At 64.5% G+C, this 22,085-nt stretch carries 18 protein-coding genes; 8 read left to right on the forward strand and 10 right to left on the reverse strand.

Going from position 1 to position 22,085, the window contains the following annotated elements; translation table 11 throughout:
- Positions 1 to 14: 14 nt before the first annotated feature.
- Positions 15 to 599: a redoxin domain-containing protein gene (locus BXY39_RS10915; RefSeq protein WP_170163772.1), complete on the forward strand. Its 585-nt coding sequence runs from the start codon at positions 15 to 17 to the stop codon at positions 597 to 599.
- 75 nt (positions 600 to 674) lie between these two features.
- Here the strand turns inward: BXY39_RS10915 and ppk2 are convergent, their stop codons facing one another.
- From ppk2 to BXY39_RS10940, 5 genes are all read right to left on the reverse strand, one after another.
- The gene (ppk2, locus tag BXY39_RS10920; RefSeq protein WP_121938859.1) at positions 675 to 1,457 is read right to left on the reverse strand and encodes a polyphosphate kinase 2; all 783 of its coding nucleotides are present in this window, start codon (positions 1,455 to 1,457) and stop codon (positions 675 to 677) included.
- Between the two features lie 146 nt (positions 1,458 to 1,603).
- The gene (locus BXY39_RS10925) at positions 1,604 to 2,944 is read right to left on the reverse strand and encodes an alpha/beta hydrolase (protein WP_121938860.1); all 1,341 of its coding nucleotides are present in this window, start codon (positions 2,942 to 2,944) and stop codon (positions 1,604 to 1,606) included.
- Entirely contained in the window at positions 2,941 to 3,453 is a 513-nt protein-coding gene (locus BXY39_RS10930) for a PepSY domain-containing protein (RefSeq protein WP_121938861.1), read from the reverse strand. The genes BXY39_RS10925 and BXY39_RS10930 overlap by 4 nt, the downstream gene beginning before the upstream one ends.
- A 1-nt stretch (position 3,454) precedes the next feature.
- Positions 3,455 to 4,342 carry a dienelactone hydrolase family protein gene (locus tag BXY39_RS10935; RefSeq protein WP_121938862.1) on the reverse strand — a complete coding sequence of 296 codons (888 nt, stop codon included), beginning with the start codon at positions 4,340 to 4,342 and terminating at the stop codon, positions 3,455 to 3,457.
- 10 nt (positions 4,343 to 4,352) lie between these two features.
- A complete protein-coding gene (locus BXY39_RS10940; protein WP_121938863.1) occupies positions 4,353 to 5,183 on the reverse strand; it encodes a MipA/OmpV family protein in 831 nt (276 codons plus the stop codon).
- Between the two features lie 430 nt (positions 5,184 to 5,613).
- On the opposite strand from BXY39_RS10940, the gene BXY39_RS10945 reads away from it, so the two are divergent.
- Both BXY39_RS10945 and BXY39_RS10950 read left to right on the forward strand, forming a co-directional pair.
- Positions 5,614 to 6,510, forward strand: coding sequence for a LytTR family DNA-binding domain-containing protein (locus BXY39_RS10945; RefSeq protein WP_147453547.1), 897 nt, complete (start codon positions 5,614 to 5,616; stop codon positions 6,508 to 6,510).
- A 134-nt stretch (positions 6,511 to 6,644) separates the two neighbouring features.
- Positions 6,645 to 8,066, forward strand: coding sequence for a class II fumarate hydratase (locus tag BXY39_RS10950; protein ID WP_121938865.1), 1,422 nt, complete (start codon positions 6,645 to 6,647; stop codon positions 8,064 to 8,066).
- Positions 8,067 to 8,084: 18 nt separating this feature from the next.
- Here the strand turns inward: BXY39_RS10950 and BXY39_RS10955 are convergent, their stop codons facing one another.
- Positions 8,085 to 8,555 (reverse strand): VOC family protein, encoded by a 471-nt coding sequence (locus BXY39_RS10955; RefSeq protein ID WP_121938866.1) that lies wholly within the window; start codon positions 8,553 to 8,555, stop codon positions 8,085 to 8,087.
- 240 nt (positions 8,556 to 8,795) lie between these two features.
- Here BXY39_RS10955 and BXY39_RS10960 point away from each other — a divergent pair, with 240 nt between their 5' ends.
- Positions 8,796 to 10,721, forward strand: coding sequence for an ABCB family ABC transporter ATP-binding protein/permease (locus BXY39_RS10960; protein WP_121938867.1), 1,926 nt, complete (start codon positions 8,796 to 8,798; stop codon positions 10,719 to 10,721).
- Positions 10,722 to 10,774: 53 nt separating this feature from the next.
- Here BXY39_RS10960 and BXY39_RS10965 read toward each other — a convergent pair whose 3' ends face one another.
- Complete coding sequence (locus BXY39_RS10965; RefSeq protein WP_121938868.1) at positions 10,775 to 11,671, reverse strand: hypothetical protein; 897 nt, start codon at positions 11,669 to 11,671, stop codon at positions 10,775 to 10,777.
- A 574-nt stretch (positions 11,672 to 12,245) separates the two neighbouring features.
- On the opposite strand from BXY39_RS10965, the gene BXY39_RS10975 reads away from it, so the two are divergent.
- The gene (locus BXY39_RS10975) at positions 12,246 to 14,390 is read left to right on the forward strand and encodes a PQQ-dependent dehydrogenase, methanol/ethanol family (protein ID WP_121938870.1); all 2,145 of its coding nucleotides are present in this window, start codon (positions 12,246 to 12,248) and stop codon (positions 14,388 to 14,390) included.
- A 259-nt stretch (positions 14,391 to 14,649) separates the two neighbouring features.
- On the opposite strand, the gene BXY39_RS10980 is transcribed toward BXY39_RS10975, so the two are convergent.
- The 3 genes from BXY39_RS10980 to BXY39_RS10990 are packed head-to-tail and all read right to left on the reverse strand — an operon-like array spanning position 14,650 to position 18,855.
- Positions 14,650 to 15,420, reverse strand: a complete 771-nt coding sequence (locus BXY39_RS10980; protein ID WP_121938871.1) for an SDR family NAD(P)-dependent oxidoreductase — start codon at positions 15,418 to 15,420, stop codon at positions 14,650 to 14,652.
- Positions 15,421 to 15,445: 25 nt separating this feature from the next.
- Positions 15,446 to 17,005: a pyruvate, phosphate dikinase gene (locus BXY39_RS10985; RefSeq protein ID WP_121938872.1), complete on the reverse strand. Its 1,560-nt coding sequence runs from the start codon at positions 17,003 to 17,005 to the stop codon at positions 15,446 to 15,448.
- Positions 17,002 to 18,855, reverse strand: coding sequence for a PEP-utilizing enzyme (locus BXY39_RS10990; RefSeq protein WP_170163773.1), 1,854 nt, complete (start codon positions 18,853 to 18,855; stop codon positions 17,002 to 17,004). The genes BXY39_RS10985 and BXY39_RS10990 overlap by 4 nt, the downstream gene beginning before the upstream one ends.
- 248 nt (positions 18,856 to 19,103) lie before the next feature.
- On the opposite strand from BXY39_RS10990, the gene BXY39_RS10995 reads away from it, so the two are divergent.
- From BXY39_RS10995 to BXY39_RS11005, 3 genes are read left to right on the forward strand one after another with little or no spacing between them, the layout of a single operon-like run.
- Positions 19,104 to 19,934: a TetR/AcrR family transcriptional regulator gene (locus BXY39_RS10995; protein WP_170163774.1), complete on the forward strand. Its 831-nt coding sequence runs from the start codon at positions 19,104 to 19,106 to the stop codon at positions 19,932 to 19,934.
- The gene (locus BXY39_RS11000) at positions 19,931 to 21,127 is read left to right on the forward strand and encodes a cytochrome P450 (RefSeq protein ID WP_121938874.1); all 1,197 of its coding nucleotides are present in this window, start codon (positions 19,931 to 19,933) and stop codon (positions 21,125 to 21,127) included. Before BXY39_RS10995 ends, BXY39_RS11000 begins: the two co-directional genes overlap by 4 nt.
- Entirely contained in the window at positions 21,124 to 21,969 is an 846-nt protein-coding gene (locus BXY39_RS11005; protein ID WP_170163775.1) for an SDR family oxidoreductase, read from the forward strand. Before BXY39_RS11000 ends, BXY39_RS11005 begins: the two co-directional genes overlap by 4 nt.
- Positions 21,970 to 22,085: the final 116 nt, after the last annotated feature.

Below are 22,085 nucleotides of genomic sequence, written 5' to 3' on the forward strand. Positions count from 1 at the left end.
GGAGGGATATGCCCATGACCGTGCAAGACATCCCGGACGGGCCCGCGCCCAATATCCCGACCGGACTGACCACCAGACTGCGACCCCGGCAGCGCGTGCCCGATCTGTCGTTTTCCCTGACCGACGGGACGCCCTGGCGCCTGCGCGACCGCAGCCCCCGCACCTTCACCATGCTGGTTGTCTACCGGCACCACCACTGCGGTGTGTGCCGGTCCTATATCGGCGCTCTCGCCGGGGTGTTGCCCCGTTTTCACGCGCTGGGCGTCGAACCGGTCGCCGTCTCGACCGACGGGCGGGAGGATGCGCGGGCGGTCGTGGCGGACTGGGGCCTTGGCGACCTGCCGGTCGGCCACGGCCTGCCGTTCGCGGCGGGCGGGCCCTGGGGGCTGTATCTGTCCAGCGGGCGCCGCGACACCGATCCTGACAGGTTTTTCGAACCGGCCCTGTTCCTGATCGATGCGGACGGCTGTCTCTATTATGCCTCGATCCAGAGCATGCCGTTCGGACGCACGCCGCTGGCCGACATTCTCGACTGGGTGCCGAAACTGGTGGACGGCAACATCCCGGCGCGCGGCGAACTGGCCGTGCCCGGCGCTTAAGGGCGGTGCTCCCCGTAACGGTTTCAGGGACACTGACTTTCAGGGCCGCCACGCGCGCTGGTCAACAGGATCCGGTCAATAGGGCTCCGGCACGAAATGGGTATAGCGCGGCCGTTTGGGCGTGTCCGCGTCGCGGGGCGCGCGCGGCGGCAGCTCCGGCGCGGTGAAGGGCACATGGGCGTACGGGATCATGCTCAGGATATGGGCGATGCAGTTCAGCCGCGCCCGGCGCTTGTCGTCGGCGCGGACGATATACCACGGCGCGTCCGGCGTGTCGGTCACCTCCAGCATGCGGTCATAGGCCTTGGTATAGTCCCACCAGCGGCGCCAGGATTCGATGTCCATCGGGCTCAGCTTCCACTGTTTGACCGGGTCGTTGATGCGGGCATGGAAGCGCGCGGCCTGCTGTTCCTGGCTGACGTCGAAGAAATATTTCAGCAGGATGATGCCGCTGCGGATGATCTGACGCTCCAGCTGCGGGCAGACCTCGAGAAAATGCTCGTATTCGTCCTGGGTGCAGAAGCCCATCACCGGTTCGACGCCGGCGCGGTTGTACCAGCTGCGGTCGAACAGGACGACTTCGCCGGCGGCCGGAAAATGCTTGATATAGCGCTGCATGAACAGCTGGGTTTTTTCCCGCTCGGTCGGGGCGGGCAGGGCGACGACGCGGAAGACGCGCGGGCTGACCCGCTCGGTGATGCGCTTGATGACGCCGCCCTTGCCGGCGGCGTCGCGGCCCTCGAAGACGATGATGACCTTCAGGCCCGCCTGGCGTACCCAGGCCTGCAACTGGCACAATTCCCCCTGAAGTCTGCGCAGTTCCTTGCGGAAATCGTCCCGCTTCATTTTGCTGGCCATAATCCTCCACCGGCGGTTCGTGAATGCACGCCCCGCCACTATAGGCCCGGCCCGCCCGCCTTGTCATGACCCCGTCATGCCCGGGTCACGGCTTTCGGGTAAGTGCGGGCGGGCCGGGCAGCCGGGCGGGGCAAGGCGCGGCCGTGCTAAAGCCGGTCTTTCAGCCAGTCGGCGATGACGGGGGTGACCATGAAGCGGTCCTGCGGGCAGTGATCGCCCTCGCCGCTGTAGATGAGCGTGCCGTCCTGTGTAGAGGCGGTCACAAGCGCCATGTCGCTGTCCGGGGCGACATAGTCCCCGGCGGCATTGACGCTGAAAATGGGAACAGGGGTTGTCCGCCCGCCGCCGAGAAGCCCCTGCCCGACGAGCGAGAAGCCTTTCAGCGCGTCGGCGATTTCGGCGTCGCTGGCGCCTGTCAGCTTCGCCCGGTCGACGAAGGCGTCGCGGTACATGGCCTCCACCCCGGCGACGGCGCCCGCGTCCAGCATGAAGACACTGTGCACGGGGCCGCACATATTGACCAAGGCCTTCAGGCCGGCGGGCTGCTGCATCGCCAGCTTGACGACCGCATTGCCGCCGAAACTGACGCCGATCAGGCCGAGCCGGGCCGCATCCACCCGCGTGTCAGCGCCGAGCGTGGTCATGAAATGCCGGGTCAGACGCTCATACTCCGGGCTCAGCCGCAGATGCGCGTGGCTGCCGGTGCCGGCCATGTCGAAGGCGAAAAAGCCGATGCCGCGCGCGATCAGCATGTCCGCCATGTCGAAAAACTCCCCCTTCAGCACGTCGATCCCGTTGGTGCCGAGCACCAGCGGCACCGGCCCGCGCCTTAAGGCCGGCAGCATCAGAATGCCGTCGACCGGCTGCCCGTCGAATGTGGACGTGACCCGCTCAAAGATCAGGCCGCGCAGCGTCCACGCGGCTTCCAGCGCGTCGATGTTTTTGGCGTAGGCGCGGTTCTGGTCGGCATTTTCCGCGAAGTGGGGAAATTTCGCCGTGGCATAGGCGGCGGCGGCTTTCCTGTAATAGGCGGCGGCGACATGGGTATGGTTCAGGGTTTCCTGAAGGCGGCCGCGCGTCATATAGGCGTCACCCACCCGCTCGAACTCATAGGTCCAGTTGCCGGGGCCGTAGGCCGCGATGCCGTCATGATAGGCGCTATCCTCGCGCGGTCCGTCCGCCCCTTTGATCCGGGTGAGAATCCGCTCAAGGACAAGCGGGTCCATCCCGTTCCAGAACCAGTGTGCGGGCCGCAGGTCGCGGTAGAATGTGCGGTTCGCGGTCCGTTCCGCCCTGTCCTCCGTTGTCTGTCCCGCCGTATCCTCTGCGGCCGGTTGGGCGGACAGTATAGTGGTGCACACCCCGGCGCACACGCCCGCCAGCAGGCCCGCCGCCGCCGCTTTCGCAATCAACGATACGGCCTGTGCGGGCCCCCGCCGCCGCGCTGTCGCTCCTGCCCGCGCTGTCGCTCCTGCCCGCCCTGTCATGGCGCCTCTCCGCCGCCGGCGGTCAGGATGATGCGCCCGTCATTTTCCGTGGTGACGACGAACAGCAGACCGCCCTTGCCAAGCCTGGCGGCGATGTCCCTGACGGCGACCTTGCCCGACAGGCGGCTGTCGGCCAGCATCAGCCGGCCCAGCGTGGCCGGACTGTCCATGAGGGCGCGTTTCTTGTCGGCGGAAATCGGTGTCCACAGGGCGGTGTTTTCCGCCTCTTCCGACAGGACCTGACCGGTCGCGGCATCCACCACCGTCTCCATGATCCGGTCGCCGCGCACGCTTTCGATGTCATAGACGATGCGGCCGTCCTTGCGCTCGCGCTCAATCTCGTAAACCCTGCCGCCGGTGTCGCGTTCAAAGCCGTCGATGAATTTGGCAAGGCTGATGTCCTGTGCGGCCACACCGGCCGACAGGCCCAAAATCAGGCCCAAAATCAGGCCCGTAATCAGGCCGGCCCGCCTGCCCCGGATCGGGATATGTCCCGGTTTTGCAATCATTTCAGTTTCCTTTCCTTGTGTCTGTCCGCCCGGCCAGCCGGGCGAGAAACGCCTGCGTTTGGCTGCGGGCCATGGCTGTCGCCATCGGGCTGTATGTGTGCGGCATAAGGGCGTCCCCGCCCTGATGGTCGAACCAGTGGGTGGCCTCGGGGAAAACGGTCTCCTCGATGGGGATGCCGCTGTCTTTCAGGGCTGCGGCGGTGGCGATGCAGGCCCCGGTGGGGACATTCCGGTCCCGCCCGGCCAGAAACAGCAGGGCGGGCACGCGCCTGTGCCAGCCGCGCGTGCGGCTGCGCGTGCCCCAGCCGCAATAGGGGTAGAAGAGAACGGCGCCCGCGATGTCGTCGGTGATGTTGGCCACGGCGCTGTCGGGCAGGGCCTTCAGGTTTGTCGGGCGCGATGCCGGTCCGAATGTCAGGGCGTCCATCGCCGCCCAGGCACCGTGCGACCAGCCGAACAGCACGATCCGGCCCGGGTCGACGCGCGGCCGGGTGCTGAGATGGACGATGGCGGCGAGAATGTCGGCCGCCCGCTCGAACCCCCAGACATCCTCGCCTTCGCACACGCGGGTCAGCGCTGCGGTCCCGTGCAGGCCGCGCGGGGTGAAACTGTCGACGGTCAGCGTCGCCCACCCCTGGCGCCGCAGGAACGCCGCCCAGTCCCGGTGGTGGCCCTGTGTCCCCAGGCAGCCGGGCATCAGGATCGCCGCCGGCGCCGGGCCGTCGGCGGCGGGCGGCAGGCGCAGGTCGAAAGCTGCCGACAGGAAGGCCCGGTGTTCTGCCAGACTGCGTTTGACCGTGAACCAGCCGCCGAACAGATAGCCGTATGCCAGAACCGTCGCGGCAACCGCGACGCATGCCAGCCCGGCAAAAATCCTGTGCCACCCCATGGCCGTCGCCCTAAAAGCGGTAATAGAGGCCGCCGATGGCCTCGAACTGGTTTTTCGTTCTGATGAAGGGGCTGTCCGCCGCGCCGCCGACAAGGCGGCTGTATTCGCCGTTCAGATAGATGCCGATGCGGTCGGTGAACAGAAAATTGCCTTCCAGCTCGGCGCCGACCTTTTCAAAGCCGCTGCCCGCGTCGAACTCCCTGAAATTCGAGGTCACCGCCTCCGCCGCGCTGACGCCGTACAGGCTGTTGTTGTAACTGTCGTCACCCCAGGTGACGAAGGGGGCAAACTCCACAAAGGCCCGGTTGCCGACGGGAACGCCCAGCCCGGCGGCCAGTTCCATGCGGAAGCCGTCATGCCCGTCGCTGCCGATGGCGCGCGCGGCCTCGAACTCCACATCGATCAGACCCAGCTCGAAGCCTGCCAGAAGCTTGGCTTCGATGGTGCCGTCAATGTCGTCCAGCCCTTCCAGTCCCGCGATGGCGCTGGACTCCCGGTCATCGAAATTATACCCCACCGACAGACCCAGATATTTGGGATCGTCATCGCTTTTCACCAGCCACAGGCCGAGACCGTTCTGTGTGTTCAGAAAAATCCGGTTGCGCCAGGTGATGTCGAGAACGGGGATCGGGATGATTTCAAGCGTTTTGGAGCCGTTGAATTCCGGGTTGAACAGGACGCCGGCCCCGACCCGCGCGTCCCAGTCCCCCCCGTCGTTTTCCTCCCAGTCGTTTTCGCCGCTGCCGTTTTGTTGTGCATGGGCCGGCCCCGACAGCCCCGCCGTGGCCGCAAACGCGGCCGTCATCGCGGCCGCGAGCATGGTGGATTTGTGTGTGATCACCGTCGTTCCTTCTTGGTTGCTTTGACACGCTGTGCGCGGCTGCCCCCCGGTCTTCCGACCCGCTGTGCGGCCTGCCTTCCGGTCCGCACACTGGCTTGCTCACTGGCCTGCTCATTGGCCCGCTCACTGGCCTTTGCCCGGCCCGCTGCCCGGACCCGGCGGATCATGAAAGGGAAACGACCGGGTCCGGGCATTGGGCCTGTTGGCGTGCTGAAGGCCTGGGGGAGCCACAGCGCCCGCAGCTTCGGGGCCGGCACGCCCGGTGTCGCGCCGGAATTCGCGCAAGGTCCGGCTGGTTCGCGGACGGTCGGTGCCGGATCACGGACGGATCGCGGGCGGTCGCCTTTTAACCGTTGACGAAACCGGCCCCGAGGGGCGATGAGGGATGCAAGGCCGGGCGTGATCCCGCGACGCATGGAGGGCGTTCCCCTTGACCAGGTCAGTCATCGCAAGGTCCGGCGCGTTGCTGTCGGAATATTGTGTGAGCGAGCCGTTCGCCCGCCTGATGATCGGCCAGCGGCCCGGCCCCGGCCTTGCCCGTCTGGCGGCCAGTGTGGTTTTTTTCTCAGCCCTGGTCGGGGCTCTGATCGCCCTGTTGCATCCGTCCAGCTCGGTCAATCTGGACTTTTTCGACAATTTCCTTTTGTGGTCCCTGCATGCGCTGGCGGCCTTCATCTTCACCCTCGGGGCGGAGTTTCTGCTGCTGCGCACGCCGTGGCGCCGCCCGTACCGGCTTGCGGTGACCTTGCTGCTGCTGCCGTTTTTCCTGGCCCCGGTCTCGATCCTGCTCGATGAGGCCTTCGATGCCGAGGACATAGACGGCCCCATGCCCGGCGGGCGCATCGCCGCCTATATCAGCGAGGTTCTGGACATCGCCCCGTTGGCCGTGCCGATGATGGCCCTGGCCCTTTTGCTGGCCCGGCTGATCGTCGGCCGCGCGGCCGAAGTTCCCGCACCGGTGCCAACCCCGGCCGGCGATGAACCGGCGGCGCCGCCAAGGCCCCGGCTGGCCGCCCTCTTGGACGGTGTTCCGGCAGCCCTGGGCGACGATCTGGTGCGCCTGTCCGCACAGGACCATTATGTCGAGGTGGTCACCACCGCCGGCCGGCACCTGCTGCTGGCGCGTCTGGCGGACTGTGTCGACCGGCTCGGCGCGCTGGACGGGGTGCAGACACACCGCTCGCACTGGGTGCGCCTGTCCCATGTGACGGGCTTGCGCGCGGCGGGCAGCGCCTATGAGTGCGTTCTGTCAAACGGCGATGTCGTGCCGGTAAGCCGCCGCCGCTATTCCTCGCTCAGGCATCTGATCCGGGCGCGCATCGGCTGACGGGCGGCTATCGTTCGGTTTGGCGGCGACACTGTTTTGCCGCTTGGGCGGCGGGCTGGTACAGTGGCGCGGCGTGACGCCGGAACTGCGTTTCCGGTCGCGACAGCCTTTCCGGCACAGCAGGGAGCCGCCCCATGACCGATGACAGCAAACCGCGAACGCGGACGGAACGTGACAGCCTCGGCGCGGTGGAGGTGCCGGCCGACCGGTACTGGGGTGCCGCGACCGAACGGGCGCTGGCGCTTTACCCCGCCACGGGGCCACGGCCGCACAGCGTGTTCATCCGCACGCTGGGCCTGCAGAAACAGGCGGCGGCGGAGGCCAACGCCGCCCTCGGCGTCATCGCCGCGTCCGTGCGCGACGCCGTCGCGGTGGCGGCGGCCGAGGTCGCGGCCGGCACGCTGGACAGCCATTTTCCGCTGACCATCTGGCAGTCCGGCTCCGGCACCCAGTTCAACATGAACGCCAATGAGGTCATCGCCAACCGCGCCAGCGAGATTGCCGGCGGGCCGCTGGGCGCGGCGCGGACCATCCACCCGAACGACCATGTCAACGCCTCCCAGTCCTCCAACGATACCATCCCGACCGTCATGCATGTGGCGGCCCTGACTCTGTTGCGCGATGCGCTTGAGCCCGCGCTCGACGGTCTGATCGACACGCTGGACGGCATGGCGCAGGAACACGGGGCCACGGTCAAGGTGGGCCGCACCCATCTGATGGACGCCGCCCCCACCACTGTCGGCGCCGAATTTGCCGCCCTTGCCCTGCAACTGGGCGGCCTGAAGGCGGATTTCACCCTGGCGGCGGACGGTCTGCGCGAACTGGCGCAGGGCGGCACGGCGGTCGGCACCGGCCTGAACGCGCCGGAAGATTTCGCCCGGCAGGTTGCCAGGGCCCTCTCGGGCCTCAGCGGTCTCGACCTCGTGACCGCGCCGCTGCCGGCGGTTCACATGGCCGGTCACGGGGCCATGGTGCGCCTGTCGGCGGCGCTGTCCGCTCTGGCCGGCGTTCTGGAAAAACTGGCGTCCGACGTGCGCCTGTCGGCCAGCGGCCCGCGCGCGGGACTGGGCGAGTTCACCCTGCCCAGCGTGGAGCCGGGATCGTCCATCATGGCGGGCAAGATCAACCCCGGCCTGGCGGAAGCGATGATTTCCGCCTGTGCCCTGGTGCACGGCCATCACACGGCGGTCACCCACGCCGCCGCCATGGCCGGGCAGTTTCAGCTCAACACCGCCAAGCCGCTTATCGCCCATGCCGTGCTGGACGGTCTTCAGGCCCTGTCCGATATGATGCGCCATTTCACCGCCCACATGCTGAACGGGCTGACCATCAACCGGGACAGGCTGGCGGCGAATGTGCGGGACAGCCTGATGACGGCCACCGTGCTGGTGCCCCGCATCGGCTATGACAAAACGGCGGCGCTGGTGAAACTGGCGGACGGCGAGGGCCTCGGCCTCAGGGAGGCGGCGGCGCGGCTGGACGGGGTGGACCCCGACATGGTCGACCGCCTGCTGACGCCGGCGGCCCTTATCCCCGGTTATGCGGGCGGCGAGTAGGCAGGCCGGTCTGCCGCCTTAACCTGCTGTCTTGTCGGTTGTCTTGCCTGTTGTTGACGGGCCTTTCAGTTCCACCAGATTGCCCTCCGGGTCGTGCAGATAAATGGACGGGCCGGTGCCGTCGGCGCCGTAACGCTCGGACACATCGCCGGGTTCGACCCCGTGGGCCTTCAGGTGGGCGAGAATGGCGTCCGCGTCCCACGAGGCCACGGCCACGCAGAAATGGTCCATATTGGGGGCGTCCATCGCCGGGGCCCTGGGAAAATTGCGGCCGAGGGGGCCGTCTACGGTCACGAAATCAATCAGCGACGCACCCGCCCGCACCTGTATCAGGCCCAGATCGTCCTGCTGTTTCTCCAGGGTGCAGCCCAGCACGTCACAGTAAAACGCGACGAGCGCCTCGGCGTCCCGCGCCCGCAGCACCACATGGTCCAGCCTACGGATCGTTATGGGGTGTGTGGACCGGTCTTGTGGCTGTGTCTCGTTCATGGGGGTGTCCCTTCTCTGTCACTCGGGGCCGGTTGGCTTCGCTCCGGTTTACAGCCTGTCCGGCATGGGTCGTCCCAAGACTGCGTCGTCGGTGCCTTGCCGTCAAAGCCGAAAATACTTCCATACACTGGCATTAATCATTTCCCCGCTTATATGGTTATGACAGCAAAATAATGCGTTTCGTGGCAAGACAACGGCACTCTGCCCACACACCCCGCCAACACCATCTCAGGACCGCTTATGTCTTCTGACGCCGATACCGCCTCCGACATCGCCAAATCCCACTGGTATACGGTGAAAAGCCTGGCGCCCTATCTGTGGGCGCCGGGGCGGGGCGACCTGCGGCTGCGGGTGGTGCTGGCGCTGGGCTGTCTGATACTGGCCAAGGTGATCGGCGTTTTCACCCCCTTTCTCCTGAAGGATGCGGTGGACGCGCTGACCGGTGAGGGCGGCGGTGTTGCCCCGGATATGGAAACGGTCGTGCTGGCGGTGCCGGTGGCGCTGATCGTCGGCTACGGCATGGCGCGGGTGCTGGCCCTGTTTTTCGCCGAACTGCGCGACGCCGTCTTCGTCAAGGTCGGGCAGAACGCCCTGCGCAATGTGGCGCTACAGACCTTTCGCCACCTGCACGGCCTGTCGCTGGCCTATCATCTGGAACGCAAGACCGGCGGCCTCAGCCGCATTATCGAGCGCGGTACGCGCGGCATCGATTTCCTGTTGCGCTTCATGCTGTTCAACATCCTGCCGACGCTGCTGGAAATCGTCCTGATCTCGGTGATTTTCTGGATCAATTTCGGTTTTCTCTATGCGCTCATCACCTTTGTCGGGCTGACCAGCTATATCCTCTTTACCTTTTACGTCACCGACTGGCGGCTGAAATTCCGCCGGGACATGAACGAACAGGACACCAAGGCCAACACCAAGGCCATCGACAGCCTTTTGAACTATGAGACGGTGAAATATTTCACCAATGAGGATCACGAGGCCGATCGCTTCAACGTCGCCCTGGAACGCTATGAGCGCGCGGCGGTCAAAAGCCAGGTGTCGCTGACCTTCCTCAATGTGGGACAGGGTATCATCATCGCCGCCGGGCTGGTCGCCGTGCTGTGGATGGCCGCCGTCGGCGTGGTCGAGGGGCGTTTCACCATCGGCGAGTTCGTGCTGGTCAACTCCCTCCTCATCCAGATTTACCAGCCGCTCAATTTCCTCGGCTTCGTCTACCGCGAGATCAAGCAGTCGCTGACCGACATGGAAAAAATGTTCGAGGTCATCCGCACCGGCGCAGATATTGAAGATGCACCGGACGCCAAACCGCTGGCGGTGAACGGCGGCACCGTGACGTTCGAGAATGTGTTTTTCCATTACAGCCCGGACAGGCCGATCTTGAAGGACATTTCCTTCACCGTGCCCGCCGGCAAGACCACCGCCGTCGTCGGCGCCAGCGGCGCGGGCAAATCGACCCTGTCGCGCATCCTGTTCCGCTTTTACGACGTGGCGGGCGGGCGCATCCTGATCGATGGGCAGGATATTCGCGGCCTGACGCAGAAAAGCCTGCGCCGTGCCATCGGCGTGGTGCCGCAGGATACTGTGCTGTTCAACGACACCATCGGCTACAATATCCGCTACGGCCGCCCCGACGCGACGGAAGAACAGGTGGAGGAGGCCGCCCGTCTCGCCCAGGTCCACCGCTTCATCGCCGAACTGCCGGAAGGCTATGAGACAAGCGTCGGCGAGCGGGGATTGAAGCTTTCCGGCGGCGAAAAACAGCGCATCGCCATTGCCCGCACCATTTTGAAAAACCCGCCGATCCTGCTCCTGGACGAGGCCACCTCGGCGCTGGACAGCCATACGGAACGGGACATTCAGGCCGCCCTCGACCATGTGTCGCACGGGCGCACCACCATCGTCATCGCCCACCGCCTGTCCACCGTGGTCGGCGCGGACGAAATCCTGGTGCTGGACAAGGGCGATATTATCGAACGCGGTACCCATGACGCCCTGATGGCGAAAGGGGGCCGTTATCACGACATGTGGCAGAAACAGCAGGAAGCGACCGAAGCACGCGAAAAGCTGGTGGCGCTGGCCGACAGTGGCGACACGGATTCAGCAAGTCCTGTTGACGGGAGTGTTGATGCGCGGCGGAAAAACCCTGCACAGCTTATCTAGGGCCGTAAACGGTCTTATAGCCAAGGTGATCGGCAGGTGTGCCTGAGGCGCTGTTACTGTCCAGAGAGTATTTGCATATCTTCATGATAGCGTTTCGCCAGAAACTCCGACATGGCGGTTTCTATCCGGGGTTTGTCGCCTGGTATGAAGCGCGACAATGGTTTTAAGACACGCTGACGTGTAATACGCCCGGCTGTTTGAGGGGGGAGGGACAGCCCCTTGACCAGGATTCTGTTGGAAATCCGTGTCAGATATAAAGGAAAACCACCGACCGACCGGTTTTTTCGATACCCGCCAATCTTTCCGCTGACACGGTCCTCGGGGATTAAACCACCCAAAATCGCAGCCGTAATTCTGCCGGGGTTTGATAAAAAGTCCCGATACTCATGTACATGTACGTTTTCTGCGCCAAAGGTGTTTCTGAGCAGATTGACGATGCGTATCCATGACAGGCTATCGGGATCAATGGCGCGGACGAAATCCTTCAGGGAACAATCCCCGCCCCGGCGTATGTGTTGAACATAGTAAGAACCGATAAAACTCGTATAGTCCCGTGTGACATAATGAATCTGGATATCATAACCGTCGAAGATGTCTTTCAGGGCCCTGACGGCTTGCCGCGCTTTTGGAAAGAAGGCCGGGTTACCGTATTCAAAGGGTTCACCGAGAATGGACTCATAGGAAATCAGCAGTGTTGAAATGTCTTCACTCTCAAAAAGTGTCTCAATTCGGCTTCTGGCTTCGGTGGTGGCGCTTTTTGGTGCGTTCGGTTTCCGACTGTCCAGAAGGTGCTTGAAAATAGGGTCAGTACTGTTTTTTTGGACCAGTCTTTTTACAACAAGAACATCGAGCTTTCTTAAAAGCAGGCCCTCATCATATAGATAATACTGTAGGCTGGTAGACCCTGTTTTAGGAGAACCACAATGCAGGATAATTTTTTTATTCTTCATGAGAAAATTTTTCTTAAAAAATTAAATTATCTGAATAAAAGTAATGCGATGTTTTTAATTTTACTCATATAAATTAGTGCGTTACCGATAACGTAAAATCTCCTTAAGCGATAGAATTTATCGTATAGATTTTTAATTTTCTGCGACAGCATAAAATTTGCCGATGACCGGTCGGGGTCGTGACTGGGCAATCGCCGCAAGGTCATGTCGTCTTTCCGTGACGATGCTTTTCCATTGCCGGCGACGGTATTGCCACCAAAAACCTCTTTCTGACGCTGCATGGTTTCTTCAACCTTCAGGTTCGGCGGACGAACGAGGGAGCGGCGCGCGACTTAACCGGCCGGCGCGGTATACGAAGTGGCTTTCGGTGCAATGGTGTGGCGGGCGTCAATAGGATTTTTGCCGCGCCGCTGTCTGATCCCGCACTATCTTTCAATAAAGGATATGACCCATGGTCGATGCGCGGAATCGCTCCATATCGTGACAGTCTTTCTTTTCCGGTGCCGCCATGCTTTTCTGGTGTCGTGAAGGGGATGGACGTCAGCGGCAGGGGTGACGCAGAGGGGAGAGGTTTATGCGTATCCGGGATAGGGCGCGTGCCGGTGTGGCCGGCGCTTTTTGCATGATGGCAGTGGCCTGCGGTGTACCGCAGGGGGAACAGGCGGACGGCGGTACGGATGCCGACGCGCGCCTGGTGGGTGCAGTCCGGGCGCCGGGGGAATGGCTGTCCCATGGCCGCACATACGCGGAACAGCGTCACAGCCCGCTCGACGCCATCAATATGGACACGGTCCCGGACCTTGGCCTCGTCTGGTCCTTCGACCTGGACACGAAGCGCGGGATCGAGGCGACGCCGCTGATGGTGGACGGCACCCTGTATGTCACCAGCGCGTGGAGCATTGTCCACGCGCTCGACGCCCGCACCGGCGCGCTGAAATGGACCTATGACCCCGCCGTGCCGCGCGCCTGGGGGCAAAAGGCCTGCTGCGATGCGGTCAACCGGGGTGTGGCCTATCATGACGGCCGTGTATTCGTGGGCACGCTGGACGGGCGGCTGGTGGCGCTGGACGCCGCGACCGGTGCTGTCGCGTGGGACGTGAACACCATCGACCGGTCCAAGCCCTACACCATCACCGGGGCGCCGCGCGTGGTGAAGGGCCGCGTGCTGATCGGCAATGGCGGCGGTGAATACGGCGTGCGCGGCTATCTGTCGGCCTATGATGCGGCCACCGGTACGCTCGACTGGCGGTTCCACACCGTGCCCGGTAACCCGGCGGACGGCTTTGAAAGCGATGCCATGGCCATGGCGGCCGAGACCTGGACGGGCGAGTGGTGGCGGCTCGGTGGTGGCGGTACCGTTTGGGATTCCATGGCCTATGACCCGGATCTGGACCTGCTGTATATCGGTGTCGGCAATGGCTCCCCATGGAACCAGAGCGTGCGCTCGCCCGAAGGGGGCGACAATCTGTTCCTGTCGTCCATCGTTGCGCTGAGACCCGAGACGGGCGCCTATGTCTGGCATTATCAGACCACCCCCGGCGAGACGTGGGACTATACGGCGACACAGCATATCATCCTCGCCGATATGGAAATCGGCGGACGCGTGCGCAAGGTGCTGATGCAGGCCCCGAAAAACGGCTTCTTCTACGTGCTGGATAGGGAAACCGGGGCGCTGATCTCGGCCGAACCTTACGTGCCGGTCAACTGGGCGACCCATGTGGACACGGACACGGGCCGCCCGGTGGAGGTGCCGGAGGCACGCTATTATGCCGGTGAGCCCTTTGTACAGGTGCCGAGCCCTTTCGGCGGGCACAACTGGCATCCCATGAGCTACAGCCCGGACAGCGGCCTTGTTTATATCCCCGCGATGGACATTCCCTATCTGTATGCCCACGACCCGGCCTATGAAGCGCGGCCCGGTTTCTGGAATACCGGCACCAACAACACGCTGGCGGCTCTGCCGGACGATGCCGCCGTGCGCGCGGCGATGAAAACGGTGGTCAAGGGCCACCTGCTGGCATGGGATCCGGCGGGGCAAAAGCCCGCCTGGCGCGTGGACCATAAGGGGCCGTGGAACGGCGGTGTGCTCAGCACCGGCGGCAATCTGGTTTTTCAGGGCACCGCGGACAGCCGTTTTGTCGCCTACCGTGCTGACACGGGCGACGAACTGTGGTCCTTCCCGACGCAGACGGGCGTGGTCGCCGCGCCGATGACCTACGCGCTGGACGGCGAGCAGTATGTCACCGTCGCCGTCGGCTGGGGCGGGGCCTTCCCCCTGACGACAGGGGCTTTCACCCAGGCCGAAAGCCTGCCCAATGTCAGCCGGGTGCTGACCTTCAAACTGGGGGCGACCGGCAGCCTGCCGCCCCTGGACTGGACGCCGCTGCCCCTGCCAGAACCGCCCCTGGAACCGGCGGATGGCGAACAGGTCACGGCCGGGCTTGCCGCCTATCACGCCAATTGCACCTTCTGCCACGGGATCAGCGCTGTCGGTGGCGGCCTGATCCCCGATCTGCGCCATTCCGGCGCGTTGCACAGCGCCGAATTGTGGCAGGACGTGGTGATTGACGGGGCACTGGTGGAGCGTGGGATGATCGCCTTCTCCGACGTGCTGAGCGCGGAGGATTCGGAAAGCATTCGTGCCTACGTTATCGCCGAGGCACAGCGTGCCTGGGCCCTGCAACAGGCGGAAACGCACAGCGGCGGCCCCGCGCCCTGAGCGGACTTGGATGTTAAAGGGGGTTGTTGTTTTGTTTTTAGTCTGAGGAGTTAAGAACCCAGCCGGCCCTCGCCGTCACTAGATTATGGTTCGAAGAGCTTAGCCGTCCCTCTCCCCCACCCGGCCACCCACGGGATCGTATGCTATGGGTGGCCGGGTGGGGGAGAGGGACGGCTAAGCTCTTCCTGATAAAAATCAATGAGGAGAGGGCTGGCAAACTTCTTCAAGCAGTAACCCGCCCAAGTTCTTCAAACAGTCATCACCGCGCGGTGAAGCCCCCGTCCACCGGGTAGAGACCGCCGGTGCAGAAGGCGGCGTCGTCGCTTGCCAGAAACAGGGCCAGCGCCGCGACTTCCTCATTGCTGCCGTAACGGCCGAGCGGGATACTGGCCAGAAAGCCCGCCCTGGCGGCTTCCGGATTGTCGGGAGCGGCCTGCCGCTCGATGGCGCGCATCATGTCATTGTCGACCGGCGCGGGCAGGATGGTGTTGACGCGGATGTTCGCGCCGGCCAGTTCCTGCGCGGCGGAGCGCGCCAGCCCGGCGATGGCATGCTTGCTGGCTGTATAGGCGGAAATGCCCGGCACGCCCACCGCGCCCGCGACGGACGAGGTCAGGATAATGGACCCGCCGCCGCTGTCGGCGATCAGCGGCGCGGCGTGTTTCATCGACAGCCAGGCACCGCGCACATTGATGGTCATCACACTGTCGAATTCATCCACCGTCAGGTCGGTCAGCGGCTTTACCGTGCCTTCGGTGCCGGCATTGCCGAACAGGATGTCCAGTCTGCCGAAACGGTCCTTTGTCTCGCGCACGAAGGCTTGCGTTGCCGCTTCGTCCGACACGTCGGCTGCTGCAATCGCCACACGGTCGCCTCCATCCAGCGCGGCCTGTGCCGCCTCCAGCTTGGCGGCCGTCCGTCCCACCAGCATCACGCGCGCCCCTTCGTCCAGAAAACGCTTCGCCGCCGCCAGGCCGATGCCGCCCGCACCGCCGGTGATGATCGCCACCTTGTTCGTCAACCGTGCCATGCTTTTTCCTTCCTTCCGTCGCTGTTCAACCGCCCGCCGGGTGGCCCAGATCGCGCGCCCAGCCGCGTGCCTTGTCCAGATAGGGGTCCGCCTGCCGGGTGGCGGTGATGGCCCCGGCAAAGACCTTGCCGCTGCTGCCGTCGATGGACAGCGTTTCGCCCGCCTTCAGCACCGTTTCACCCAGTGTGATACGATCCGCGCCGATCTCCAGCGTTTCCACACCGACCACGGCGGGCACGCCCCAGCCGCGCGCCACCACGGCCGCGTGGCTCATCATCCCGCCGAGGGAGGTCAGGATCCCCTTGGCGGCGCCCATGCCGTGCACATCCTCGGGCGAGGTTTCGCGGCGTACTAGAATGATGTCCTCGCCATCCGCCGCGATGTCGACGGCTTCATCCGCGCTGAGCACGATCATGCCCGTGGCCACACCGGGCGAGGCCGGCGTGCCCATGGCCAGCAGATGGCTGTCGCCTGCCGCCCCGTGTCCGTGCGCACCGTCCCACGCATCCGCCGGGATACGGGTCAGCGCTTCATTCTTCGGCAGGGCGATCGTCGGGTCCTCAACCAGATCGACGGCAATACGCACGGCGGCGGCCGGGCTGCGCTTGCCGCGCCGTGCCTGCAACACCCACAGCCGCCCGCTTTCAACGGTGAACTCAATGTCGCAAAGGTCGCGGTAATACCGCTCCAGCGTGGCGGCGGCGGTCTCAAGGTCGGCCCATACCGCCGGCATCCGATCGGCCAGTGCCTCCAGCGGCAGGGTCCGGTGCGTGCCGGAGACGACGTCCTCGCCCTGTGCATTGAACAATATGTCCCCGCACAGACCCGGCGCGCCGGTGGACGGGTCGCGGGTAAAGACAACGCCTGTGGCCGAGTGTGTATCCTGATTTCCGAAGACCATGGCCTGCACCGTCGCCGCGGTGCCGAGGCGTTCGTCAATGCCTTCCACTTCGCGGTAATGGTCCGCGCGCGGGCTGTGCCATGAGCGGAACACTGCGCCGATACACGCATCCAGAAGCGCATAGGGATCGTCAAGGATTGCGGCGTCCGTCGCCCCGGCGATGATATGTTTCAGTGCGGCGATATCCGCCTCGAGCGCGGCTGTGTCCGTGCCGTCCGCCTCTGTTACGGCTGCAGGTGCCGCAAGCCCCAGCACGGTGCGGGCAAACATGGCAAGAAACCGCCGGTAACTGTCCAGCGCAAAGGTACGGTCGCCGGTGACGTTTGCCAAACCTTCCACCGTGGCGTCCGTCAGGCCCACATTCAGCACCGTGTCCATCATGCCGGGCATGGAGACCGGCGCGCCCGAGCGCACGCTGAGCAGCAGCGGCGTCTGCGCATCGCCGAAGCGCCGGCCCACAGCGGCTTCCACCCCTTTCAGTGCGGCGCGGACGTTGCTTTGCAGGCGCGCCGTCATGCCGTTTTCCAGAAAGCGGTGGCATTCATCGGTGGCGATGGTGAAGCCCGGCGGTACTGGCAGGTTGAGCTTGCTGGTCATGGCCCACAGGCTTGCCCCCTTGCCGCCGACCAGTTTCGCCACCGCGTCATGTCCACCATCATGCGGATGGTCGAACGGGTAGATCACGCCTTTGCTCCTTCGCCTTCGGGGCTATACCCTTCCGGAAGGGCAAGGATGGTCACCGTGCCGGCACCGCCGTCCACCTGCACACGGGTGCCGTCGGGGATGGAATGGGTTGCGCCTGTCACGCTGACGGCACATGGCACGCCCAGCTCCCGCGCCACGATCACGGCATGACTGACGGTGGCCCCCACATTGACGACCACGCCGCCTGCCGCGCTGAACAGCGGCGTCCAGGACGGGTCGGTAAATTCCGCGATGAGGATGTCGCCCGGTTCCATATCGCCAGGCTCGCCGGGGTCGTGGACAATCCGGGCAATGCCCTCGGCCTGTCCGGCACACCCGGGCTGACCGGTCATCACCATACCGGGGGCAATGCTGCGGGCTTGCTGTTCCCGTTTTTTCCATGTTGTCAGCGGCGGTACCGTGCCATCGACGATAAAGGGCGGTTCCAGCCCGGCGAGCGCCGTCTCTTCCAAACGGCGGCGGGCGAGCACGGCCGGAGTATCCAGCCTGCCGTCCAGCAGGGCGGTCCATTCATCGTCCGTCAGCAGTGCAAATTCATCCGCATGGGTGAACAGGCCGCGCTGCGTCATTCGGCGACCCAGTTCCCACATGGCCATACGCATTTCATGGGTCAGCATGGCGCAGTTGGCCTTGGTGCGCTCACGTCCGGCGAAAAACACTTTCGCCGCGCCGACGCCCGCGTTGAAAGTGCCGAGCGCCTCGGCATCGCCCGCCAACAGGCCGCGCACGGTGACCAGTGCCTCTTGCCGTGCGGCTTTTCGCCCTGCTGCCCGTGCTGCGGGCGACTCGCTTTCTGGTGCACGGCGCATCTGTTCAATGGCGGCCAGGGGTGTGGCCGGGTCCAGTTCCCAGCAGCGGCTGCGCATTTCCCACTCATTGGGGCCGCGAAAACCGAACGTGCCGAGAAAGGCGTCGAAATGTTTTGTAAAGGCGACCACATCGGACCGGGTGTCCGCTTTCAGGCGCTCCGGCAGTTCTTGTGACCCGGCATCGAAAAGGGTGGTCAGCGCGGGCGAGGCCGTGACCTCACGCGCCAGTTTCCACAGCGCCTGGGCGGGCAGGGCGGAATCCACATCCCCGATGTCGGACATGATGTCGGCGGCCAGTTCCGGTTTGCCCACGGTCGCGCAGGTGACGCCGATCACGCCCGAGGGGATGGTGGCGTGATAGGTGGCCATGATATGCCGCACCCACAGGGCCTCCCACCGCTGTGTGCAGAGCGTGCGAACATGGGCCAAAAGTGCCTTGTCCGACAGGGTGTCGAGCGCGGGCCGCGCCGCGCGCACGGCCTCGACCTCCGCGCGGGTTTCCAACAGGTCCGGCAGGTCCGTCGCGGTGAAAACCCAGTTGAGCGTTTCGGCCATTTGCGCCGTGTGCTTTTCCGACACATCGCCGGGGCGCGGCGCAAAGGCGGGCACGTCCGGTTGCTCGCCAAAAAAGCTTTGGTCCACGGCCTCCGGCGTCAGGCCGGGCGTGCGCAGGCCGAAGATGCGGCTGGCCGACACATTGAGATAGCCGTAGCCGCCGAATACGCCCAGCATCTCCATCTCGCCGTCGGTGAATTCAGCCGTGTCAAACGCGCCGAGATTGACAAAGGCCTTGCACCAGCCGGGCTCGGCATGGGGGATGCCCCACAGCGTCCATGAAAAGGGCATGACCACGGTGGGAAACACCTCGCCGATATTGGCGCGGGTATATAAGGGGTAACGCGGGCTCGGATCGTTATCGACAACCCACCGCAGGCTGCCCAGGTCCACGGATGGTTCCGCCGGTGTCGTATGCTCCGACATGCGTTCGGGCGCGGTGGCCGCGCTGCTTTCCTGATGCAAGATACCCCTCCCAGATGTCTCGCAGATGCCGTTCCGTCGCGGACGTCCGACACCGGATGTTGCAAATTTTCCTGATAATGATATCATCTTTTTTGTGGAGAGGAAGGTGTCAAGCGTGCTGCGCTGCACCATTTTGGGAGACCGGACAGCCTTGCCGAATATGTATCGCGCAGGGTGTCTCACAGGCTGACGGCTGTCCCGTAGGACGGCTTCAGCCAGGTGTGATCCGGGCGGAAAGCGAGAGACCAGTGTCAGACGGGCAGGTTTCGGAAAAACACGGTACGGGCAGGGCGACGTCCAGTGCCGGCGAGGAGGGCGCTTCGGTCCGGCCCGGCCCGGCCCTGCATACCCGGCTGGCCCTGCATATCGGTGTGGATCAGGGCGGGCGGAAGCTGACGCCCAAGGGCCGCGCCACACAGCAGCGCCTGCTGGAGGCGGCGCGGCAGGCCTTTGGCGAATATGGCTATGAGCGCACGCGGGTGGCGGATATCGTGCGGCTGGCGCAGGTCTCCCACGGGAATTTCTATCGCCATTTCAAGGATAAGGATGACATCCTGCTTGCCATCCTCCTTGAGATGCACGGCGAAATCCGACAGGAAACGCGGCGCGGTCCCGGCGCGAACCCGGTGCCCAGCGAAGACGACCTGATTGAGCGTAATATCCGTTTCTTCAACCATTATGCCCGCCACCGGCATTTGCTGCGTGTGGCGCGGGAAGCCGCCGCGCAGGGTGAAGCCTCCAGCTTTCTCGACCTGTGGCTCGACATGCGCGGCCTGTTCACCCGGCGCACCGCGCGCTGGCTGGACATGCTGAAGGAGCGCGGCGTCCTGCCCGACAGTTTCAATGCCGCCCTGATGGCCGAGGCGCTGGGCTCCATGACGGAACAGATGGCCTATGTTCAGGTGGGGCTGGCCAAGACGCTGCCGCGCCCGGAAGAGCTGGACGAGCTAGGCCGCGTCTGCGGTAGCATCTGGTACCGCGCCATCTTCGCCGGACAGGGCGAGGCCGTATTGCCGCATATGGAGGCGCACCTGGCACCGGCCAAAAGCGGCCATGGGGACGGGGAGCCGGCGCGATGACCGTGGAAAACACACCGCAAAAGGGCCGCGATATCGACCTTTTGGACGTCAATCTGTTCGTCGAACGGCACGAGCATGAGGTCTTCAGGCAGCTGCGCGATGAAGCGCCCGTCCATTTTAATCCTGAACCGGACGGGCCCGGCTTCTATGCGCTGACCCGCTATGACCATATCAAGGCCGTTGCGCAGGATCATGTGCGCTTTTGCAGCGGCAAGGGCACGCAGATCCGCGACAAGCGGGCCGAGGGCACCGGCCACCCCAGTGTGCATAATGCCGATCCGCCGATTCACGGCGCGTTGCGCAAGGTGGGCATGCCGCCGCTGCGCCGTTCGGTCATCGAGGGACGGGGTGCACGTATCCGCGAGATCATCACCGATCTGATGGAGGCGACGCCGAGGGGCGACTATTTCGACTTTGTCGAGGCGATTTCGGTGAAAATTCCCATGATCGTCTTTGCCGACGTGCTGGGTGTGCCGGACGATATGCAGCTGACCATGGTGCACTGGGCCAACACCATGAGCGATGTGCTGGCAAGCGATGCGGAGCAGGCGACGGCCCGTGCCGATCTGTTTGCCTATTTCCGCCGACTGGCGGCGGAAAAGCGCGCCGATCCGCAGGAGGATCTGGCCAGTGCCCTCGTCACCGCCGAGATTGACGGGGCGCGGCTGACCGAAGAGCAGCTGGACGCCTATTTCATGGTGCTGACGGTGGCGGGCAATGAGACGACGCGCAATCTTCTGTCCGGCGGGCTTGAGCAGCTCTGCCGCCAGCCGGGGGACATGGCGCGGCTGAGGGAGGCGCCAGGTCTGATCCCCAAAGCCGTGGAGGAAATGGTGCGCTGGGTCTCGCCGGTGATCCAGATGCGCCGCACCGCGATCGAGGACAGCGACCTGTTCGGCGTGCCCATCGCGGCGGGCACAAAGGTCGTGCTGTATTTTGCCTCCGGCAACCGGGATGAGCGGATGTTCGACCGGGCGGGTGATTTTATCATCGACCGGCAGCCCAACGCGCATATGGGTTTCGGCATCGGGCCGCATTTCTGCCTCGGTGCGCATCTGGCACGGGTCGAAACGCAGATTTTCTTTGAAGAATTTTTCAAGCGCTACAGTGCTTGTGAAATAGAGGGGCTGGGCGACCGCCTGCCGTCCAACTGGTTTGCCGGAACCGCGAAGCTGATGGTGAAATGGCAATGAGCGCCGCTTTAGGGCCCGTCGTCGTCACCGGAGCGGCCAGCGGTATCGGCGCGGCGCTCGCCGCGCGCCTGACCGCCGCCGGGCGGGCCGTCATCGCGGTGGATATCCGGCCGGTGCCTGAGCGGACGGGTGAGGGGGCCGGCGTGCAGCGCAGCCTTGTCTGCGATCTGGCGGACCGGGACAGCATTGATGCCTGCCTTGGGCAGATTGACGCGCCGCTGTCCGGCCTGGCCAATGTGGCGGGCCTGCCCGGAAGCCATCCGGCGGACAAGGTGCTGGCGGTGAATTTCCTGGGCCTGAAACATCTGACACTGGGGCTTCATGACAGACTGGGGCCGGGCGGCAGCGTCGTTCTTGTCTCCAGCATCGCGGCGCACCGCTGCCCTTGGGGCGAGGCGGCGCTTGAAAGCGTCGTCCACGCCGACTGGGGCCATGCGCTTACCCTTGGCCTGAAGGATAAGCCGGACGGCAGGACGGCCTATGAACTGTCGAAGCGGCTGGTGCACCACTGGCTGCCGGAGGCAACGGCCCTGTTTCATGCGCAGGGGGTGCGGGTCAACTGCGTCAGTCCGGGGCCGACGGAAACCCCGATTTTGCCGGATTTCAAAACCTCCATGGGTGAAGACCGTATTCAGGTGGCGGCGGACACTGTCGGCCGCCATGCCGCGCCGGATGAAATCGGCGCCGTCATCCAGTTTCTGCTTTCGGATCAGGCCGGCTGGATCAACGGTATCGACCTGCCGGCCGATGGGGGCCTGCACACGCTGCGCGCCGCTGCCGTGCGCCGCACGGCCTATACGGCGGCCGGGGGCAGTGCCGCAGTTGGTACCGCAGGCCGGTAAGACCGCTTAAAGGGAAGAAACCATGATGCAGCCGACCATGCCGGACCATTTTCAAAAAAATGAAAGTGACGTCATATTTTTATGTTGCATAACAGCCGGCAGTGTGCGGTCGGAAG

Source organism: Eilatimonas milleporae (genome assembly GCF_003688555.1).
GTDB classification, from domain to species: Bacteria; Pseudomonadota; Alphaproteobacteria; order Sphingomonadales; family Kordiimonadaceae; genus Eilatimonas; species Eilatimonas milleporae.

What these genes read in the sequence shown, in the direction of transcription:
- BXY39_RS10915 (WP_170163772.1), top strand. Translation starts at nt 15, where the DNA reads ATGACCGTGCAAGACATCCCGGACGGGCCCGCGCCCAATATCCCGACC.
- ppk2 (WP_121938859.1), bottom strand. Translation starts at nt 1,457, where the DNA reads ATGGCCAGCAAAATGAAGCGGGACGATTTCCGCAAGGAACTGCGCAGA.
- BXY39_RS10925 (WP_121938860.1), bottom strand. Translation starts at nt 2,944, where the DNA reads ATGACAGGGCGGGCAGGAGCGACAGCGCGGGCAGGAGCGACAGCGCGG.
- BXY39_RS10930 (WP_121938861.1), bottom strand. Translation starts at nt 3,453, where the DNA reads ATGATTGCAAAACCGGGACATATCCCGATCCGGGGCAGGCGGGCCGGC.
- BXY39_RS10935 (WP_121938862.1), bottom strand. Translation starts at nt 4,342, where the DNA reads ATGGGGTGGCACAGGATTTTTGCCGGGCTGGCATGCGTCGCGGTTGCC.
- BXY39_RS10950 (WP_121938865.1), top strand. Translation starts at nt 6,645, where the DNA reads ATGACCGATGACAGCAAACCGCGAACGCGGACGGAACGTGACAGCCTC.
- BXY39_RS10955 (WP_121938866.1), bottom strand. Translation starts at nt 8,555, where the DNA reads ATGAACGAGACACAGCCACAAGACCGGTCCACACACCCCATAACGATC.
- BXY39_RS10960 (WP_121938867.1), top strand. Translation starts at nt 8,796, where the DNA reads ATGTCTTCTGACGCCGATACCGCCTCCGACATCGCCAAATCCCACTGG.
- BXY39_RS10965 (WP_121938868.1), bottom strand. Translation starts at nt 11,671, where the DNA reads ATGAAGAATAAAAAAATTATCCTGCATTGTGGTTCTCCTAAAACAGGG.
- BXY39_RS10975 (WP_121938870.1), top strand. Translation starts at nt 12,246, where the DNA reads ATGCGTATCCGGGATAGGGCGCGTGCCGGTGTGGCCGGCGCTTTTTGC.
- BXY39_RS10980 (WP_121938871.1), bottom strand. Translation starts at nt 15,420, where the DNA reads ATGGCACGGTTGACGAACAAGGTGGCGATCATCACCGGCGGTGCGGGC.
- BXY39_RS11000 (WP_121938874.1), top strand. Translation starts at nt 19,931, where the DNA reads ATGACCGTGGAAAACACACCGCAAAAGGGCCGCGATATCGACCTTTTG.
- BXY39_RS11005 (WP_170163775.1), top strand. Translation starts at nt 21,124, where the DNA reads ATGAGCGCCGCTTTAGGGCCCGTCGTCGTCACCGGAGCGGCCAGCGGT.